Genomic DNA, 18,865 nt, shown 5'->3' with positions numbered 1-18,865 from the left:
CTATTCGTCAGGCCGCAAGGCGGCCTTCTCCATCAGTCTGAGCAGCCAGGTACTTGTCCGGGTTGTTCATCACAACAATTGTGGGGGTCCGGTCTTCAGGCCATTCACGGTGGCCGGCGGGGACATGGTCCACTCCACCGGCGTTCCACGGATGGCAGCGAGCCAGGCGGCGGGCCGCGAGCCAGCTGCCCTTTACCGCACCATGGACGGTAATCGCTTCAAGGGCATAGGCCGAGCATGAAGGGAAGAAACGGCAGACCTGGCCATACAAGGGGGAAATCACCTTGCGGTAGGCCATCAGCAAAAGAATAAGAATGTTTTTGGGCAGGTTCCAGATGAAGAGGCCCACAGTCACGGCAACAGGCTGAAGATAGCGGACGACGGCGGCAGTAACCTTACGCACGCTGTGTCCCTTCCTGTGTCGTACCGGTTGAACCGTCTACAGCAGCCTTTGGAAGGCGGCCGCCCAACCGGTTCATGGTTGATTCCAATGCGGCGTTGTAGTCCGCCAACAGTTGGTCCCAGTTGGCGGCCGCGGACGCAGGCAGCGCCCGGACCACGATAGCGAACCCTGTACCGTACTCGCGAAGCGAGGCCGCACCGGCTTCTCTCAGTCTCCTCTTAACGAGGTTCCTGACAACAGCGTTCCCGACACCTTTGGAAACTATGAACCCGATCCGGCTGGGTTCGTCGGCAGCGATGGCTGCCGCATATAACACTACGTTCCGGCGTCCATTGCGGACGCCGGAACGCACAGTTGTTGAAAATTCGGTTGAAGTCCTTAGACGGTTGCGGGTGGCCAGCACCTTAAACTCGCAAAGACATGTCTACCGACGAGTCAGAATCTAGGCCGACAGTTCGGTGCGGCCCTTGCCACGACGGGCTGCCAGGATGGCACGGCCGGCACGGGTACGCATACGAAGGCGGAAGCCGTGCTTCTTGGCTCGACGGCGGTTATTCGGCTGAAAAGTCCGCTTGCTCACGTTAGTTACTCCAGTGGATCAAAGGTGCGCCCACCCGATCAGTAAAAGGGGAAGAACTGGCCGACGCTAAGTTTTGTATATGCACGCTTCCCCCACTGCTCAAACGCGGGGCGCTTGAGAGATTCAGATGAGGCAGAAAAGCGGACACAAAGGACTTCACAACGTTAGGGCAAAATGCACCGCCGAGTCAAACCGGGATGCCCTGCCTGTCCTGCCCCCGGCTGTGGTTAACCCGGGCTCACAGCCTGTGGATGAAGTGGCTCACAGGGCCCGTTTTCGAACCACAACCGTGTAATTATCCACAAGCTACTTCCCAGCTATCTTCTGGCGTTTTGATCCCCTAGAGTGGCTCAGTAGCCGATTATCCACGGACTGTGCATAACCCTGTGGATGAAGCTGGACCAGCATCCTGGTTCGGGACTTGGGGCTGCACGTAATGCAGGCACGCAAGTTTTGAGGAACTGATTGATGACAGTAGACGAAGCCAACCACGCCAATACTGTCGGAAGTTCCTGGCGGCGCGTGGTGAACCTTCTCGAGCAGGACGACCGCGTTTCACCGCGGCAGCGCGGCTTCGTCATCCTGGCCCAGGCCCAGGGACTGATCGGATCCACACTCCTGGTCGCCGTCCCCAATGAACTGACCCGTGAAGTACTGCAGACCCAGGTCAAGGATGCGCTGGACGATGCACTCCACAGCGTTTTCTCTGAAGACATCCGCTGCGCGATCGACGTGGACGCCGATCTGGTACCCATCTACCAAGAGCCGGAACCCGTCGTCGTTCCCGCTTATTCTCCGGACCAGTTGATCGAACAGAAGCCGCAGCCCATGCTGCCGAGCACTTCCCACGAGTTCGGCCGGCTTAATCCCAAGTATGTTTTTGACACCTTCGTGATTGGCTCGTCCAACCGGTTCGCGCACGCCGCCGCCGTGGCAGTAGCCGAGGCACCTGCCAAGGCCTACAACCCGCTGTTTATCTATGGTGATTCCGGCCTGGGGAAAACACACCTCCTGCATGCCATCGGTCACTACGCCCGCCGGCTCTACAGCGGAATCCGGGTCCGCTACGTCAACTCGGAAGAGTTCACCAACGACTTCATCAACTCCATCCGCGACGACGAGGGTGCCAGCTTCAAGACCATGTACCGCAACGTGGACGTGCTGCTCATTGATGACATCCAGTTCCTGGCAGGCAAGGACCGGACGCTGGAGGAGTTCTTCCACACCTTCAACTCACTTCACAACAACAACAAGCAGGTAGTCATCACCTCGGATCTGCCGCCGAAGCAGCTGGCAGGTTTCGAGGACCGGATGAAGTCACGGTTCGAGTGGGGCCTCCTCACCGACATTCAGCCGCCGGAACTTGAAACGCGTATCGCCATCCTCCGCAAAAAGGCCCTCAGTGAAGGCCTTTCCGCACCGGACGATGCCCTGGAATACATTGCATCCAAGATCTCCAGCAACATCCGAGAACTTGAAGGTGCACTGATCCGCGTGACGGCGTTCGCCAGCCTGAACCGCCAGACTGTCGATGTGGCACTGGCCGAGATGGTTCTCAAGGACCTAATCACCGACGACGGCGCCCAGGAGATCACCTCCAGCCAGATCCTCACGCAGACCGCTGACTACTTCAAACTCAGCATGGAGGAACTCTGCAGCAAGTCTCGCACCAGGACCCTGGTAACGGCCCGCCAGATCGCGATGTACCTCTGCCGTGAACTCACGGACATGTCCCTGCCCAAGATCGGCCAGGAGCTGGGCGGCCGCGACCACACCACGGTGATCCACGCTGACCGGAAGATCCGTGAGCTGATGGCAGAGCGGCGTGTGATTTACAACCAGGTCACCGAGCTCACCAACAGGATCAAACAGCAGCAGCGCGATTCCTGACGCCCTGCTCTCCTACCTTATTAACAGGCGCATGTGGATAAGCCTGTGGACAGTTAAGGGGACAACCGCGCTTAATGGGCTTAAAACCCTTAAGCCAGCTGTGGACCGGCCGGAAGCCGAAAAATGTTATCCCCATCCACAGCCTGTTTAAAACCTCCCCACCCACAGTCCATGAACAGGGCTTAACCGCCGGATCCTGCGGCCGGATCGAGTTATCCACAGTTTCCACAGCAGTTATTAACACTACTAATCCCAAGAAATTGATTTCCCTCAAATAACAATCTCGATCCGCACGCCAAGCAGGCCAGGTCCGGAACACCGGACAGGGGCCACCGGACCCCCTGGGCGCCGGCCGGGGATGGGTTAATCCCTGATCTTCCGGCTAAGCTGTCAGCAGCGCTCCCATCCTCGGGTTTCTCTGTGGTTCAGCAACCGCCGGACCATGCAGGTTCCGGTGTCTGGGCGCTACTCGTTTGGACTCCCTGACGGAGTTCCAGGTATCTCTATGGCAGCAGTAATGAAAGGCGGCACCCTTCCGTGAAGTTCAGAGTCGAACGGGACGTCCTGGCAGAAGCCGTCACCTGGACAGCCCGGTCGTTGTCTCCGCGGCCGCCGGTTCCCGTGCTGTCCGGTCTGCTCCTGAAGGCTGAAGCAGGAACGGTCAGCCTCTCGAGTTTTGATTACGAGACCTCGGCACGGCTGGAAATCGCCGCCGATATCACCACCGAGGGCACCATCCTGGTCTCCGGCCGCCTGCTCGCGGACATCTGCCGCAGCCTGCCGTCCGCTCCTGTCGAGGTTGAAACAGACGGCAACAAAGTCACCCTGACCTGCCGCCGCAGCAGCTTCCACCTGGCCACGATGCCCGAGGCCGAATACCCGCCCCTGCCGTCGTTGCCGGCCATCAGCGGAACCGTTCCGGGTGATTCGTTCGCCCAGGCCGTGTCCCAGGTGATCATCGCGGCCAGCAAGGATGACACCCTTCCCATCCTGACGGGCGTGCGGATGGAGATCGAGGACGACCTCATCACGCTGCTTGCCACGGACCGGTACCGGCTGGCCATGCGCGAAGTGCCGTGGAAGCCGGTTACCCCCGGAATTTCCACCAGCGCCCTGGTCAAGGCGAAGACCCTCAACGAGGTAGCCAAGACCCTCGGCAACAGTGGCGACATCAACCTTGCACTGGCGAATGACGACAGCCGGCTTATTGGTTTCGAAAGCGGCGGACGCACCACCACGTCACTTCTTGTGGACGGGGACTACCCCAAAATCCGGTCGCTTTTCCCGGATTCCACTCCCATCCACGCCACCGTTCAGACCCAGGAACTGGTAGAGGCTGTTCGCCGTGTTTCCCTGGTGGCGGAACGGAATACGCCGGTCCGACTGGCCTTCACCGACGGCCTGCTGCACCTGGACGCCGGCACCGGCGAGGATGCCCAGGCCTCTGAAGAACTCGAGGCCCAGCTCTTCGGGGACGACATCACGGTTGCCTTCAACCCGCATTACCTTGTTGAGGGCCTGAGCGTTATCGAAACCAAGTTCGTCAGGTTCTCCTTCACTACGGCGCCGAAACCGGCGATGATCACAGCCCAGGCCGATGCCGACGGCGAGGACCAGGACGACTACCGTTACCTGGTCATGCCCGTCAGGCTCCCCAACTAGTCCCCCGGATTCAACACCAAGCCCCCGGCTCAACCCAGCTCAGAAAAGAGTCTCACCGTGCATATCGGACTGATCGGCCTTGGAAAAATGGGTTTCAACATGCGCGAACGCCTGCGCAAGGGGGGCATTGAGGTCACAGGTTTCGACCGCAACCCGGAAATCACAGACGTTGCCTCTGTGGAGGAACTCATTGCTGCTGTCCCGGCGCCGCGGCTGATCTGGGTCATGGTTCCCTCCGGGCAGATCACCGATGCCGTGATCACGGATCTCGGAAACAAGCTCGACGCCGGCGACCTGGTGATCGACGGCGGCAACTCCCGCTTCACCGAGGACCAGAAGCACGGTGCCGCGCTGGCAGAAAAGGGAATCCGCTTCGCGGACTGCGGAGTTTCCGGCGGCGTATGGGGACTGCAGAACGGGTACGGGCTGATGGCCGGCGGTGACGCAGCCGATATCGAGCGCGCGTTGCCCGTCTTTGATGTACTCCGGCCGGAAGGAGAGCGGGCCGACAGCTTCGTCCACGTCGGCGGAATCGGTGCCGGCCACTACGCCAAAATGGTCCACAACGGGATCGAATACGGCCTGATGCAGGCCTACGCCGAGGGCTACCAACTCCTTGCTTCCAAGGACATCGTCAACGACCTTCCCGGGACGTTCCGAGCCTGGCAAAAGGGCACCGTGGTCAGGTCCTGGCTGCTGGACCTCGCGGTTAAGGCGCTCGACGAGGACCCCGGACTGCAGAACATCGACGACTACGTCGAAGATTCAGGTGAAGGCCGATGGACCGTGGAAGAAGCCATCGCCAATGCCATTCCTGCCCCTGCCATCACGGCGGCACTGTTCGCGCGCTTCGAATCCCGTGAGGACAGCTCCCCGGCAATGAAAATGGTCTCTGCCCTGCGCCATCAGTTTGGCGGGCATGCCACCCGTCCCGCCAAGTAGCAAACCACCGCTGGCAACCACCGCGGAACCGGCCTGGTTCCGAGAATTTTGAAGACCGCGTGTATCTAGAACACCTTTCGCTGACCGACTTCCGCAGTTACGCCCAGGTTGACCTTGCGCTTGAACCAGGTGTCACAGTCCTGGTGGGGTCAAACGGCATTGGCAAGACCAACCTGATGGAGGCCATCGGCTACCTGGCCACGCTCAGCTCACACCGGGTCAGCTCCGATGCTCCACTGCTGCGGTTCGGTACCGACAGGGCGTTGGTCAGGGCACGGGTGGTCCGCGGCGCGCAGACCACCGTGCTGGAACTTGAAATCAATGCCGGCCGGGCAAACCGCGGCCGCATCAACCGCAGCAACCCGGTGCGCGCCAGGGATCTGCTGGGGATCTGCCAGACGGTCCTTTTTGCCCCCGAGGACCTGGCCCTGGTCAAGGGCGACCCCTCGAACCGCCGGCGGTTCCTCGATGAGTTGCTCGTCAGCCTCGTACCGCGGCACTCGGCGACCCGCACCGATTACGACCGGGTCCTGAAGCAACGCAACGCCCTCCTCAAATCCGCGCGGGCCGGCAAGTTCACTGCGGCGCACGAATCAACCCTGGATGTCTGGGACCAGCACATGGCCAAGGCCGGTGCAGAGCTGGTGTTTGCGCGGTTGGAACTCGTGGAACGGCTGCGCCCGCACCTGGCCAAGGCCTACGCCCAGCTCACGGACGGATCCAAGGAAGCCAGTGCTGTTTACCGGTCCACTCTTCAGAACCTGATGAACGACGACGGCGCATCCCCGTTTGGCAACTCCGGCGGAAGCTCCGTAACGGCAGGGTCCGCCACTTCCGGAGAGGGTGCCGGAGATGAGAACCTCAGATTCCTCTCGATCGAGGAGCTGACCGAACGCTATGTCCAGGCATTCAAGGCATCACGCCGCAAGGAACTGGAACGCGGCATCTCGCTGGTCGGGCCGCACCGCGACGAACTTGAGCTGGTGCTCGGCGAAGCGCCCGCCAAAGGTTATGCTTCCCACGGCGAAACATGGTCGATGTGCCTCTCGCTCCGGCTTGCCTCCTACTATGTGATGCTGGACGACGCCAGAACCGGCGGATCCGCGCCCATCCTGATTCTCGACGACGTTTTTGCCGAGCTCGATGTGCAGCGTCGGCGTAAACTGGCGGCAATAGTCTCCGGCGCGGAACAGGTCCTGGTGACCGCCGCCGTCGACGCCGATATACCGGAGGAACTGACCGGCCGGCGGGTGAAGGTCATTCCGGGAGGAATTGATGAGTAGGGACGAGAAAAACGGCGGGCTGCAGCCCGGCCGCGACCCCGACAACATCGATGCGCCCCAGGCAGCGCTGAACCGGATGCGGGAAGCCGCCGCAGCACGAGGGGAAATCCGCCGAAAAGCACCTCCTCCCGGCGGTGCCCCCAAGGCCAAACGCGGAATCCGGGATACCCGCGGCTTCAGCCAGTTCCATTCCACCGGCAGGGACCCCCTTGGCCTGGGCAAAGTGGTGGGGCGCCTGGTGGCCGAACGCGGCTGGACGTCACCGGTAGCGGTGGGGTCGGTCATGGCCGAATGGGCAACTTTGGTTGGCCCTGAAATTTCTGCGCACTGCACCCCGGAAAGCTTCGCGGACACCACGCTGCACGTACGCTGCGATTCGACAGCCTGGGCCACGCAGCTGCGGCTGCTGAGTATCAGCCTGCTCGAAAAATTCCGGACCGAACTGGGCGACGGCGTGGTGACCAGCATCCAGGTCCTCGGGCCCTCGGCGCCCAGCTGGCGCAAGGGTGGCCGTACTGTCAACGGCCGTGGACCCCGTGATACGTACGGTTAGCCGCCGCACCTCTGCTTAACGGCCGCCGTCGAACCTTGAAAATCCGTCCGACGGCGTGTAGGGCGGTCCGGCGCCCCCGGGGCGTATAGGCACCCGGCGGCCGCATCGCAAGGGCGCCCTAGGCAGGATCAATGGCCACACACGGGCAAAGACGAGTGCCGCGACGCCTCCGGAATGCGGGTTTGCGGGCTATTTCACGGTAGAATCGCAGAAGATAACTGGGCGCCGGTGAAACGTTGACTGAGTCCGTTTTCCGTATGCCTTCCGCAGGCGGACTTCGGTTCTGCAGGTCGACCTACTCTTCAGTGCCATCAGCTTGTGCCTGTTGGCGAGCCCTTTCCCCTCGGAAAGAACCCGCCGGCCATCATCGAAAAAGAGGAGTCGACAGCACCTGTGGCTAACGACATGACAGATACCCAGGCAGTAGAACGCGCAGCGGAGGATGTCCCCACCCCGAATAAGCCGGCCGAGACCGTGACGCCAAGGGAATACGGCGCCAGCGACATTACTGTCCTTGAAGGCCTGGAAGCTGTGCGGAAACGCCCGGGTATGTACATCGGATCCACAGGGCCCCGGGGCCTGCACCACCTCGTCTATGAAGTGGTGGATAACTCCGTCGACGAGGCCCTGGCCGGCTACTGCACGCACATCGAGGTGGTCCTGCAGGCCGACGGCGGCGTCAAGGTCGTTGATGATGGCCGCGGTATCCCCGTGGACATGCACCCGACGGAGCACAAGCCCACCGTTGAAGTGGTCATGACCATCCTGCACGCGGGCGGCAAGTTCGGCGGTGGCGGGTACGCCGTTTCCGGCGGCCTCCACGGTGTCGGAATTTCCGTGGTCAACGCACTCTCCAGCCGGGTGGACACCGAAGTACGGCGCCAGGGAAACGTGTGGCGGATGTCCTTCGCCGACGGCGGAAAACCACAGGGCGGCCTGGTCAAGGGTGAAGCCACAGACACCACCGGAACCACCCAGACGTTCTATCCCGACGCCGGTATTTTCGAATCAACGGATTTCGATTTCGAGACCCTCCGCGCCCGCTTCCAGCAGATGGCGTTCCTTAACAAGGGCCTGCGCATCACGCTCACGGACGAGCGGGCCCCTGCCGCGAACTCCGGCGCCGATGAAGACCTTGACCTCGATGCGGTGGTTACCGAAGGTGAAGTGAGTGCTGAGCACCGCACCGTGGTGTACCAGTACGACGACGGCCTGCTCGACTATGTGAAGCACCTGAACTCGGGCAAGAAGGTGGATGTGGTCCACGAGGACGTCATCTCGTTCGAAACCGAGGATACGGAACGCCACATCGCCCTGGAAATGGCCATGCAGTGGACGAATGCCTACTCCGAAAGCGTCCACACCTACGCCAACACCATTAACACCCACGAGGGTGGAACGCACGAAGAGGGCTTCCGCGCCGCCATGACATCGCTCATCAACCGCTACGCACGGGAGAAGGGCATCATCAAGGAAAAGGATGACAACCTCACCGGGGATGACATCCGCGAAGGCCTGACTGCGGTTATTTCGGTCAAGCTCGCCGAGCCGCAGTTCGAGGGCCAGACCAAAACGAAGCTGGGCAACTCCGAGGTAAAAGGCTTCGTCCAAAGGGTGGTCACTGACGGGCTGGGCGACTGGCTGGAACGGAACCCCGGTCCTGCCCGCGACGTTATCCGCAAGGCAATCTCCGCAGCACAGGCCCGCATGGCTGCCCGCAAGGCCCGTGACAACGCGCGGCGCAAGAGCCCGCTGGAGTCTTTCGGCATGCCGGGCAAACTGTCTGACTGCTCCTCAAAGGACCCCGCACGCTGCGAGGTCTACATCGTGGAGGGTGACTCGGCCGGCGGTTCGGCCAAGCGCGGGCGCAATCCCGAAACCCAGGCCATCCTGCCGCTGCGCGGCAAGATCCTGAACGTTGAGCGGGCACGCCTGGATAAGGCATTGGGCAACGCCGAGGTGCAGTCCATGATCACCGCGTTCGGCACGGGCATCGGCGAGGACTTCGACCTCAGCAAGCTCAGGTACCACAAGATTGTGCTCATGGCCGATGCCGATGTTGACGGCCAGCACATCACCACGCTGCTGATGACGCTCCTGTTCCGCTACATGCGCCCGCTGATCGAAAACGGCTTTGTGTATCTGGCCCAGCCGCCGCTGTACCGGATCAAGTGGTCCAACGCCCCGCACGACTACGTCTTCAGCGATAAGCAGCGCGATGCCAAGCTCGTGTCCGGGCAGGCTGCCGGCCGCCGTATCCCGAAGGACAACGGCATCCAGCGCTACAAGGGCCTGGGCGAGATGGACTACACCGAGCTGTGGGACACCACCATGGACCCTGACCACCGGACCCTGCTGCAGGTCACCATGGACGACGCCCTGGCAGCAGACCAGATTTTCTCCACGCTGATGGGTGAAGACGTGGAATCGCGCCGTAACTTCATCCAGCAGAACGCCAAGGACGTCAGGTTCCTGGATATCTAGCCGGTTCACCGACTGATATTCCATGACCGACATATACCTGAAACGGAAAATATAAACGATGAGTGACGAGACACCCGAGAACCCGGCGGAGTCCGCCGATCTTCCGGACGACGTGCTTGAAGGCGATGTGCTGATCGACCGCGTGGAACAGGTGGACCTGCAGACTGAAATGCAGCGCTCCTACCTGGATTACGCCATGGCCGTTATTGTGGGCCGCGCCCTGCCTGACGTCCGGGACGGCCTGAAGCCGGTGCACCGCCGCGTGCTGTACGCGATGTTCGATGGCGGCTACCGGCCGGACCGCTCCTTCAACAAGTGCGCCCGTGTGGTCGGCGAGGTCATGGGCCAGTACCACCCCCACGGCGACACTGCGATCTACGATGCCCTGGTACGCCTGATCCAGGACTGGACCATGCGCTACCCTCTGGCCCTTGGCCAGGGCAACTTCGGTTCACCGGGCAATGACGGCGCTGCCGCCCCCCGGTACACCGAAACCAAAATGGCCCAGCTTGCCATGGAGATGGTCCGGGACATCGACGAGGAAACCGTCGACTTCCAGGACAACTATGACGGCAAGAACCAGGAGCCGACCATCCTGCCGGCACGGTTCCCCAACCTGCTGGTCAACGGTTCCTCCGGCATCGCCGTAGGCATGGCCACCAACATTCCGCCGCACAACCTGCGCGAAGTGGCAGACGGAGTCCAGTGGTACCTGTCGAATCCGACCGCAACCCGCGAGGAGCTGCTCGAAGAGCTGCTGCTGCGCGTCAAGGGCCCGGATTTTCCCACCGGGGCAACCATCCTGGGACACAGGGGCATTGAGGACGCATACCGGACCGGCCGCGGCTCGGTCACCATGCGCGCCGTGGTCAACGTCGAGGAACTCCAGGGGCGCACCTGCCTGGTTGTCACCGAACTGCCCTACCAGGCCAACCCGGACAACCTGGCCATCAAGATCGCGGAACTGGTCAAGGACGGAAAGATTTCGGGCATTGCGGATCTCCGCGATGAGACCTCCGGCCGTACCGGCCAGCGCCTGGTCATTGTGCTCAAGCGCGATGCCGTGGCCAAGGTGGTGCTGAACAACCTCTACAAGCACACCGAGCTGCAAAGCAACTTCTCCGCCAACATGCTCGCGATCGTCGACGGCGTGCCGCGCACCCTGAGCCTGGACGCATTCATCCGCCACTGGGTAACCCACCAGATGGACGTCATTGCGCGCCGGACCCGCTACCGCCTGCGCAAGGCCGAAGAAGAAGCGCACATCCTGCGCGCTCTCCTGAAGGCACTGGACGCGTTGGATGAAGTCATTGCGCTCATCCGCGCCTCCAACACCACCGAAGCCGCGCGCGACGGCCTGATGGAACTGCTGGATATTGACGAACTGCAGGCCCGTGCCATCCTGGACATGCAGCTGCGCCGCCTGGCAGCCCTGGAGCGCCAGAAGATCCAGGACCGTCATGCCGAACTCGAAGCACTGATCGCGGAGTACACCTCCATCCTGGAATCTGAGCAGCGCCAGCGGGAAATCATCAGCACCGAGCTGGGCGAGATCGTCGCCAAGCACGGCGACGACCGCCGGACAAAAATCCTCATGGGCTTCGACGGTGACATGTCCATGGAGGACCTGATCCCCGAAGAGGAGATGGTGGTCACGATCACCCGCGGCGGCTACGTCAAGCGCACGCGCAGCGACAACTACCGCTCCCAGCAGCGGGGCGGCAAGGGCATCAAGGGTGCCCAGCTCCGCGGGGACGACGTGGTGGAGCACTTCTTTGTGACCACGACGCACCACTGGCTGCTGTTCTTCACCAACCTGGGCCGCGTCTACCGCGCCAAAGCCTACGAACTGGTCGAAGCCGGCCGCGATGCCAAGGGCCAGCACGTTGCCAACCTGATGGCCTTCCAGCCCGACGAACACATCGCCCAGGTCCTGGACCTGAGGGACTACCAGCAGTCACCGTACCTGGTGCTTGCCACCAAGCGCGGCCTGGTCAAGAAGACCCGGTTGGAGGACTACGACACCAACCGTTCCGCCGGGGTCATTGCGATCAACCTGCGGGATGGAGACGAGCTTGTCTCCGCCCAGCTGGTCTCCGAGACGGACGATCTGATGCTCGTGTCCCGGATGGGCCAGTCGATCCGTTTCACAGCCACGGATGATGCCCTGCGGCCCATGGGCCGCGCGACGTCGGGCGTCACGGGAATGAAGTTCCGCGAGGATGATGAACTGCTGGCGGCCGACGTCGTCACTGACGGCTCCTTCGTCTTCATCGTTACCGAGGGTGGCTTCGCCAAACGGACGGCCGTGGAGGAGTACCGCCTGCAGGGCCGCGGCGGCCTGGGCATCAAGGTGGGCAAGTATCAGGAGGAACGCGGCCACCTGGTCGGTGCCCTGATCGTCCAGGAGGAAGATGAGGTCCTGGTGGTCATGGAGGGCGGCAAGGTTGTCCGCTCGTCCGTGGCGGGTGTCCCTGCCAAGGGGCGCGACACGATGGGTGTCATCTTCGCCAAGCCGGACAAAAACGACCGCATCATTGAAGTCGCCAGGAACAGCGAACGCGGCCTCGAGGGCGATGAATCCGCGGACGATGACGTAACGTTGGCTGAAGAGGCCGGGTCCCCCGAGGGATCCGCAGGGTCAGCATCAGTGGCAGAAACATCACCGGCTGTTGAGTCAGAGGATGCCTCCGGCGACGCTGAGCCGAACGAAGACTACACCGGAGGTAACGAGTGAGTAATCCCGACTCATATCCCAAGCCGAACAACAATGTCCCCGCCGGTGCCCCGCAGCCCGCGGCGGCACCCCGGGTGAATGCGCCCGTCAGGCCGCAGCAGCGGCCGGCGGCACCGGCCGCCGCTCCGGGCCAGCGGGCAGCCGCTCCCGGCCAGCGTCCCGCCACACCCGGCCAGCGTCCGGCGCAGGGACCGGCCGGCCAGCGGCCCGCGCAGGGCAGGCCCCCGCAGACCCAGCAAGGCCAGCGACCCGCCCAGGGCCAGCCTGGACTGGTCAAGCCTGCCCCCAAGGCCAAGGTCAGGCGTGCACGGCTCCTGATCAGCAAGGTGGATCCGTGGTCTGTGCTGAAGATGGCATTCCTGCTGTCGGTGGCGTTGGGAATCGTCACCGTGGTCGCTGCCATTGTGCTGTGGACCGTTCTGGACCTCACGGGCATCTTTGATCAGGTGGACAGCCTCCTGGGGACCCTCGCGGGTTCCGAGGGCGGCGGGTTCGAACTGAAGAAGGTCGCTTCCCTTGGCCAGGTGGCTTCGTTTGCCACGATCATTGCCGTGGTGAACGTTGTGCTGCTGACGGCATTGTCCATGCTGTCCGCGGTGCTCTACAACATTTCCGCCACCCTGGTGGGCGGCATCGGCGTTACCCTCACGGACGACTGAAAACCCGCAATTTCCGGGAGTTTTGCCCGGGAAATGCCTCGATTTGAGATCGGGCCGGGATGTGCTGTACAGTCATATCTCGGCCCGATGAGGCATCGGGGCGTATAGCTCAGGCGGTTAGAGCGCTTCGCTGATAACGAAGAGGTCCCAGGTTCAAGTCCTGGTACGCCCACGGAACCTGTGCAGGTTCAATGGAAGGTCAGGTCTGCTTAGGCAGACAGGACCGGAACGGGGTGCATGTGAAGAAGTTGCTGGTACTTGCAGCTGCGGTCGCAGGCGTCCTGCTCTACAGGAAAGCACAGGAATCCGAGGCCCGGAAAACAGTCTGGAGCCAGTCGACCGACACGGTCGAATAGGCCGGATTCCCGGACCGGAAGCTGAAAAATGGCTTCCTTGTTCTAGGGTATGATTGACGGGTTGCTTCTTATGGGGGCATGGCGCAATTGGTAGCGCACCTGCTTTGCAAGCAGGGGGTTCGGGGTTCGAGTCCCCGTGCCTCCACCATAAGGAGGGTCCCGGACAGCGGAAACGCTGTCCGGGACTTTTTTCTTTAAGCAGACCATTAGGGTTGAACGGTGAACTTCTTTCTGGCGGCCATCGGCGTCCTGGGCGTGGCCTCATCCGGGCCACTGATCGCTGCGACCCTCGGTGCCACCACGGTCAGCGCCCTCGCCATTGCCTTCTGGCGCAATGCCATTGGGGCCGCCGTCATGGCTACTCCCACGCTGGTCCGCGAACCGCGGCAGTTCGGCCGGGTGACGGCGCCCGAGTTCCGTTGGTCACTCCTGGCCGCCGTGGCGCTGGCCCTGCACTTTGCCTGCTTCATCACTTCCCTCCAGCTCACGTCCGTGGCTGCCGCTACTGCGCTGGTGTGCCTGCAGTCGGCCTGGATCGCCGTGTTCCAGCTTTTCCGGGGAACCCGGCACCGCTGGCAGGTGCTGGTGGGGCTGGGTATCGCCTTTGGCGGTGTCGTCACCATCACCGGGTTCGATATGGGATCCTCCCCTGACGCCTTGTTAGGAGACCTGCTGGCGGTAGCCGGAGGGGCGCTTGCCGGCCTCTACACCCTGGCCGGCGGCAAAGCCCGCCAGACCATGACCACGGGAACCTACACCACCCTGTGCTACGGGATGTGCGCTGCCCTCGTGGCCGTGATGGCACTTTTCAGCGGCCAGCCGTTGGTGGGGTTCGACGCCGCGGGATGGCTCGGGATCGCAGCCATCACCGTCTGTGCCCAATTGGTCGGACACACGGCCTTCAATCACCTGCTGGCCACCATGAGCCCGCTGCTGGTCTCCATGATCATTCTGCTGGAGATCCCCGGGGCGGCCCTGTTGGCTGCCGTGTTTCTGCATGAGACGCTTCCCGGCGGTACCTATGCAGGACTGGCCTTTATCCTCGTGGGCCTGGCCGTGGTGGTTCTCGGCCAGCGCTCCGGTGCCGCCCGGCAGCGCCGCGCTGACGGTGAGGCGGGCACTAAAACGGGAGAACCGCCGTCGGACCGTCTTGCGGAGCTGGGAACGGACTGACGCCTGCGGCGCTACTGACCGCCGCGGCGGACGGGCTGGGCGGTGTTCACGGTGTGGATCGCCCGCAGGAGCTTCGCCGGGAAGTAGACGGAGAAGAACACCACCATGGGCGCTTTGAGCGCCATTTTCTTGACGTTGTGGGCCTTGTAGGTGCGGTCGAAGCGGGTCACGTAGTAGCGGTAGTCGCGGGGCGAATCCTCTAGCCGGCGGGCTGACATCCCTGACACCATCTGCGGCCAGTACTGGACCTTGAGTTCGTGGTCGGCAAGGTGCAGCGAGAGGTCAATGTCCTCGTGCATCTCGTCCTTCTCGTCGCGGCAGGTTTCAGCCCGGATGGTCTCCCAGGCGGAGGCGCGCAGCGCCATATTGGAGCCGAAGAGGAAATGGTACTGATGCTTGGCGAGTTTCAGCATGAGCTGGCGCATCTTGTCATCCGCCTTGAGCCCGAAGCGGCGCATCGGCATGTCGTAATAGACCACGGGCCCGGTGGCAGCCTGGACTGAGTGGTCCTGGAAGGCCTTCTGGACCTGCTCCACCCAGTCCGGTTCCACCACTGAATCCGCGTCAATGCGTCCCAGGATGTCTCCGGTGGCGCTGTTCAGGCCGAAGTTCCTGGTGGGAATCAACCCCTGGTCCTGGTCCTGGCTCAGGAGGAGGATGGGGCTCTCGGGGTACTCAAGCTGCATCTGGCCGACTATGGCCGCTGTGCGGTCCGTTGAGAGGTTGTCCACCACGATGATCTCGTGGGCCGGCACCGATTGGTAGATCGCAGCAATGAGGCACTGCCGGATCACACTTTCCTCGTTGTAAGCCGGGATGACAATGGACACGCGGGGCAGCTGTGCTGCGTCGTTCAAGGCATCCCCAGAGGATTTATCGGCTGACATCAGTCCAAATTTAGCACCGATCCACACCCGTCCCGCCGGCGCGGAAGGTAATGACGCGGGTAACATCGGGAAAACACTGAAGGGGTCCCGCCCAGTGAGATGGTCACTGGGCGGAACCCCTTCGGTTACGCCGCTGTTCAGCGGCGGGTAAGTCCTAGTGCTGGGTGTTGTCGGTGGAACCGTTCATGTTCGAGGCGATGTTCTTCATGGCCGTCCTGGCATCCGTTGAACCCTTCGCGGCGGCGTCCGCTGAATCGTCGGCGAGGTGCTTGGCCGGCTCATCGGTTGACTCCTTGTCCGCTGCAGCATCGTCCGCTGTGTCGGCAACGACGCCGGCTCCTGAGGCCGTGGCGGCGGCGGCCTTGGCCGCAGCATCCTCCGTGGCGTCCTTGACGTCGTTCACCGTGGTGGCAGGAACCGGAGCCGGGGTAGGCGTCACAGGCGAGGGGGTCTTCCACGGGTCTTCGACCGGCTTGGAGGCCTTCCAGGCGGCAACACCGGCGGCGACTGCCGCGGCGATGATCCCGAATACCAGCCAGCCACGCTTCTTGGGCTTTTCCGGCTGCGCCAGCTGGATGCCCACGGCTTTGCCCGCTTCGTGGGCCGCCGCCTTGATGTGGGTGCCTGCTGTCTGTGCCTGGTCCTGGAGGGTGTGGACAATGCCAACATCTCCGAGTTTGCGGGCCACGGCATCCACCTGGGCCGGCGCACTCTCAAGCGTCCGGTGGACTGCTTCGGAGGCGTGGCCGATCTGGTCCGAAAGACGCGGCAGGTATTCGACCACGACGCGGTCGCGGGCATTGAGGATAGCCGGGGTGGCCTTGTCCAGTGCTTCGTGGAGGCGCGGGGTGGTGCCTTCTACGGCATCGTGGATTTTGGGCGCGAGGTGCGCGAGTCCGTCCTGGATGCGCGGTGTCACTGTAGCGACGCCGTCGGCAAGGTTGTGGGCCGCGGTCTTGAGCCCTTCCTGGATCTTGGGAGAAGCGGTATCCAGGCTGTGCTGCAGGCGGGGCACTGCCCAGTCCACTGCTGCCTCCACGCGGGGCGATGCCCAGTCCTTTGCGTACTCGACTGCGTTGTTGACTGACTGCTCAAGGTCACGGGCAATACGATCCGATTTCTTCACAACTACCTCCCGATTAATGTGACGGTTTTGTTGTTAGCCTACGTGGATTGACCTGCACCGGCTATTCTTCCAGCGGATTCACGGCCGATTTCACCCAGCGCGGAACTGTCCGCGGAGCCGCCGCTGCGTTGACCTGCCGTGAAAGAATGAGCGGTATGACTGCAATCGCAACAGCAAAAGCAACCATCCACACCAGCCTCGGCGACATTGTCGTTAACCTCTTCGGCAACCACGCGCCCAAGACGGTCAAAAACTTCGTTGGCCTCGCCACCGGCGAGCAGGCCTGGACGCACCCGGAGTCCGGCGAGGACAAGACCGGCACACCGCTTTACGACGGCACCATCTTCCACCGCATCATCAAAGATTTCATGATCCAGGCCGGAGACCCGCTGGGCCGCGGCGTCGGCGGACCGGGCTACAAGTTCGACGACGAAATCCACCCCGAGCTCAGCTTCAACGCCCCGTACAAACTGGCCATGGCCAACGCCGGCCTCCAGGGGGGCAAGGGCACCAACGGCTCACAGTTCTTCATCACCACCATCCCCACGGACTGGCTGCAGGGCAAGCACACCATCTTCGGCGAGGTGGCTGACGACGAATCCAAGAAGGTTGTCGACGCCATCGAGGGAGTCCGCACCGGCATGGGCGACCGCCCGGTTGAGGATGTCACCATCAACAGCATCGATATCGAGCAGCTCTAACCCCAACGCATGAGCTACGGAATTCCGGCGGCTGAGCCGTCCGCCCAGGTTCCCGTGTGCCCGCGGCACCCGGACCGGCCCTCCTACGTGCGCTGCCAGCGGTGCGGGCGCCCTGCGTGCCCGGACTGCCAGCGGGCGGCCGCCGTCGGATTCCAGTGCGTTGACTGCGTCAACGAAACAAAACGTTCGACGCCGGACGTCAGGACGGTCTACGGCGGCGCCGTTGCGTCCGGTAAACCGTTGGTGACATTCGGCCTCATCGCGGCATGCGCCCTGCTCTTCGTGCTGCAATGGATCATTCCAGCCGACGCTGTCTTCAGGAACCTCGCGTTCGCCTCGGTCTATGCCGCTCCTGAATTCGGAGCCTTCGAGCCGTGGCGCCTGCTGACGTCGGCCTTCCTCCACTCGCAGGGCTTCATCCTCCACATTGTGCTCAACATGTACATGCTGTGGATGTTCGGCCAGGCGCTGGAGCCCCTCCTCGGCCGGCTGCGGTTCCTTGCCGTCTACCTGGTTTCGGCCATTGGCGGGTCGGTCGGTTATCTGGTCCTGACCCCGCTCCTCCCGCCCGGGGGCCCGGTGGGAGTTGTGGGTGCATCCGGTGCCATTTTCGGGCTCTTCGGCGCCATGCTGGTCGTGCAGCGGCAGCGCGGCGGGGACACCCGCCAGCTCTGGGTGCTGATAGCGATCAACGGCGTCATCGGTTTCCTGGTGCCCCAGATCGCCTGGCAGGCGCACTTGGGCGGACTGGTCACGGGAGCTCTGTGTGCCGCCGTGGTTGCGTACGCTCCCCGCGGCAAGCGTCAGGGCCTGCTGCAGAGTGCGGGGCTGGCTGCCGTGATTGCCCTCCTGGTCCTGGTCAGCTGGATCCGCGTGGCCGCCGGCTGACGTCGCGCCGAACTTCAGCCCCACTGGTCAAACAAAAGACCCCGGTGTCCCAATCAGGACACCGGGGTCTTTTGTGCTGACTACACCGGTGTCCGGTTATCCACAGGGGTTATCCACACTGTTGGTAACTTACATGGGTGTAGTTCATCCGGAATCCTGACCTGAGTCCGCGCCGGTCCGGCAATTTTGGCATTTCCCGGGAGGCATCAGTCCACAACTGTGGAAAACCCATCCGGGATGGGTGTGGGTAAGTGGAAAACCGGCCTGTTTTCGGGATGCCTGTTGAAATCCCCGCCATTGGGGGCCATTCCAGGCCCCCGGGCGGCGCGTGGAAGGCCGGTTTCAACAGGGTTATTCACAGTGTTAATAACTTACGGCCATGTAGTTAGCCCGCGGTGTTTGCCCAGCCATGGCTCGTGAGAGCTATGAGCGGCGGGAGCTGTGGATTGTTGTCCACAGCTGTGGATAAGTTGTGGGTAGTCCACTGTTAGTAAGTGGAAAACCCGACATATGGGAGGGTGGATGCAGCAGCTATCGTTCC

The 18,865-nt window shown here is 62.5% G+C and carries 17 protein-coding genes and 2 tRNA genes; 14 read left to right on the top strand and 5 right to left on the bottom strand.

Annotated features, from left to right (window positions below):
* Positions 1 to 7: 7 nt before the first annotated feature.
* From yidD to rpmH, 3 genes are all read right to left on the bottom strand, one after another.
* The gene (gene yidD / locus ACS5PJ_RS07460; RefSeq protein ID WP_439434283.1) at positions 8 to 403 is read right to left on the bottom strand and encodes a membrane protein insertion efficiency factor YidD; all 396 of its coding nucleotides are present in this window, start codon (positions 401 to 403) and stop codon (positions 8 to 10) included.
* Positions 396 to 755, bottom strand: a complete 360-nt coding sequence (gene rnpA / locus ACS5PJ_RS07455) for a ribonuclease P protein component (protein ID WP_439434486.1) — start codon at positions 753 to 755, stop codon at positions 396 to 398. The genes yidD and rnpA overlap by 8 nt, the downstream gene beginning before the upstream one ends.
* A 90-nt stretch (positions 756 to 845) precedes the next feature.
* Positions 846 to 983, bottom strand: a complete 138-nt coding sequence (rpmH, locus tag ACS5PJ_RS07450; RefSeq protein ID WP_003800212.1) for a 50S ribosomal protein L34 — start codon at positions 981 to 983, stop codon at positions 846 to 848.
* A 468-nt stretch (positions 984 to 1,451) separates the two neighbouring features.
* Between rpmH and dnaA the strand changes: the two genes are divergently transcribed.
* From dnaA to ACS5PJ_RS07390, 12 genes are all read left to right on the top strand, one after another.
* Positions 1,452 to 2,873, top strand: a complete 1,422-nt coding sequence (gene dnaA / locus ACS5PJ_RS07445) for a chromosomal replication initiator protein DnaA (RefSeq protein ID WP_439434282.1) — start codon at positions 1,452 to 1,454, stop codon at positions 2,871 to 2,873.
* Between the two features lie 537 nt (positions 2,874 to 3,410).
* Positions 3,411 to 4,535: a DNA polymerase III subunit beta gene (gene dnaN, locus ACS5PJ_RS07440; RefSeq protein WP_439434281.1), complete on the top strand. Its 1,125-nt coding sequence runs from the start codon at positions 3,411 to 3,413 to the stop codon at positions 4,533 to 4,535.
* 57 nt (positions 4,536 to 4,592) lie between these two features.
* Positions 4,593 to 5,477, top strand: a complete 885-nt coding sequence (gene gnd, locus ACS5PJ_RS07435; RefSeq protein ID WP_439434280.1) for a phosphogluconate dehydrogenase (NAD(+)-dependent, decarboxylating) — start codon at positions 4,593 to 4,595, stop codon at positions 5,475 to 5,477.
* A 59-nt stretch (positions 5,478 to 5,536) separates the two neighbouring features.
* Positions 5,537 to 6,760: a DNA replication/repair protein RecF gene (recF, locus tag ACS5PJ_RS07430; protein WP_439434279.1), complete on the top strand. Its 1,224-nt coding sequence runs from the start codon at positions 5,537 to 5,539 to the stop codon at positions 6,758 to 6,760.
* Entirely contained in the window at positions 6,753 to 7,313 is a 561-nt protein-coding gene (locus tag ACS5PJ_RS07425) for a DciA family protein (protein WP_439434278.1), read from the top strand. Before recF ends, ACS5PJ_RS07425 begins: the two co-directional genes overlap by 8 nt.
* A gap of 393 nt (positions 7,314 to 7,706) precedes the next feature.
* Positions 7,707 to 9,797 (top strand): DNA topoisomerase (ATP-hydrolyzing) subunit B, encoded by a 2,091-nt coding sequence (gene gyrB, locus ACS5PJ_RS07420; protein WP_439434485.1) that lies wholly within the window; start codon positions 7,707 to 7,709, stop codon positions 9,795 to 9,797.
* A 58-nt stretch (positions 9,798 to 9,855) separates the two neighbouring features.
* On the top strand, positions 9,856 to 12,534 hold the full coding sequence (gene gyrA / locus ACS5PJ_RS07415; RefSeq protein WP_439434277.1) for a DNA gyrase subunit A: 2,679 nt from the start codon (positions 9,856 to 9,858) through the stop codon (positions 12,532 to 12,534).
* Complete coding sequence (locus ACS5PJ_RS07410; protein ID WP_439434276.1) at positions 12,531 to 13,193, top strand: DUF3566 domain-containing protein; 663 nt, start codon at positions 12,531 to 12,533, stop codon at positions 13,191 to 13,193. The genes gyrA and ACS5PJ_RS07410 overlap by 4 nt, the downstream gene beginning before the upstream one ends.
* Positions 13,194 to 13,291: 98 nt before the next feature.
* Positions 13,292 to 13,365, top strand: a tRNA-Ile gene (locus tag ACS5PJ_RS07405).
* 19 nt (positions 13,366 to 13,384) lie between these two features.
* Positions 13,385 to 13,549, top strand: coding sequence for a DLW-39 family protein (locus ACS5PJ_RS07400; protein WP_439434275.1), 165 nt, complete (start codon positions 13,385 to 13,387; stop codon positions 13,547 to 13,549).
* Positions 13,550 to 13,621: 72 nt separating this feature from the next.
* Positions 13,622 to 13,697 (top strand) — tRNA-Ala (locus tag ACS5PJ_RS07395).
* Positions 13,698 to 13,768: 71 nt separating this feature from the next.
* Positions 13,769 to 14,722, top strand: coding sequence for a DMT family transporter (locus ACS5PJ_RS07390; protein WP_439434274.1), 954 nt, complete (start codon positions 13,769 to 13,771; stop codon positions 14,720 to 14,722).
* 11 nt (positions 14,723 to 14,733) lie between these two features.
* Here the strand turns inward: ACS5PJ_RS07390 and ACS5PJ_RS07385 are convergent, their stop codons facing one another.
* Both ACS5PJ_RS07385 and ACS5PJ_RS07380 read right to left on the bottom strand, forming a co-directional pair.
* The gene (locus ACS5PJ_RS07385) at positions 14,734 to 15,609 is read right to left on the bottom strand and encodes a glycosyltransferase family 2 protein (protein WP_439434273.1); all 876 of its coding nucleotides are present in this window, start codon (positions 15,607 to 15,609) and stop codon (positions 14,734 to 14,736) included.
* A gap of 154 nt (positions 15,610 to 15,763) precedes the next feature.
* A complete protein-coding gene (locus ACS5PJ_RS07380; protein WP_439434272.1) occupies positions 15,764 to 16,735 on the bottom strand; it encodes a hypothetical protein in 972 nt (323 codons plus the stop codon).
* Between the two features lie 155 nt (positions 16,736 to 16,890).
* On the opposite strand from ACS5PJ_RS07380, the gene ACS5PJ_RS07375 reads away from it, so the two are divergent.
* Both ACS5PJ_RS07375 and ACS5PJ_RS07370 read left to right on the top strand, forming a co-directional pair.
* The gene (locus tag ACS5PJ_RS07375; RefSeq protein ID WP_439434271.1) at positions 16,891 to 17,436 is read left to right on the top strand and encodes a peptidylprolyl isomerase; all 546 of its coding nucleotides are present in this window, start codon (positions 16,891 to 16,893) and stop codon (positions 17,434 to 17,436) included.
* A gap of 9 nt (positions 17,437 to 17,445) precedes the next feature.
* The gene (locus ACS5PJ_RS07370; protein ID WP_439434270.1) at positions 17,446 to 18,324 is read left to right on the top strand and encodes a rhomboid family intramembrane serine protease; all 879 of its coding nucleotides are present in this window, start codon (positions 17,446 to 17,448) and stop codon (positions 18,322 to 18,324) included.
* Positions 18,325 to 18,865 lie beyond the last annotated feature (541 nt).

Origin of the sequence: Pseudarthrobacter cremeus, from assembly GCF_051857465.1 — a bacterium.
GTDB lineage: Bacteria > Actinomycetota > Actinomycetes > Actinomycetales > Micrococcaceae > Arthrobacter.
This window is presented reverse-complemented; position numbering and strand designations above follow the sequence as displayed.

Coding starts and splice junctions, on each gene's coding strand:
- ACS5PJ_RS07370 (WP_439434270.1), top strand. CDS start 17,446: ATGAGCTACGGAATTCCGGCGGCTGAGCCGTCCGCCCAGGTTCCCGTG.
- ACS5PJ_RS07385 (WP_439434273.1), bottom strand. CDS start 15,609: ATGTCAGCCGATAAATCCTCTGGGGATGCCTTGAACGACGCAGCACAG.
- ACS5PJ_RS07425 (WP_439434278.1), top strand. CDS start 6,753: ATGAGTAGGGACGAGAAAAACGGCGGGCTGCAGCCCGGCCGCGACCCC.
- gyrA (WP_439434277.1), top strand. CDS start 9,856: ATGAGTGACGAGACACCCGAGAACCCGGCGGAGTCCGCCGATCTTCCG.
- ACS5PJ_RS07375 (WP_439434271.1), top strand. CDS start 16,891: ATGACTGCAATCGCAACAGCAAAAGCAACCATCCACACCAGCCTCGGC.
- ACS5PJ_RS07400 (WP_439434275.1), top strand. CDS start 13,385: ATGGAAGGTCAGGTCTGCTTAGGCAGACAGGACCGGAACGGGGTGCAT.
- dnaA (WP_439434282.1), top strand. CDS start 1,452: ATGACAGTAGACGAAGCCAACCACGCCAATACTGTCGGAAGTTCCTGG.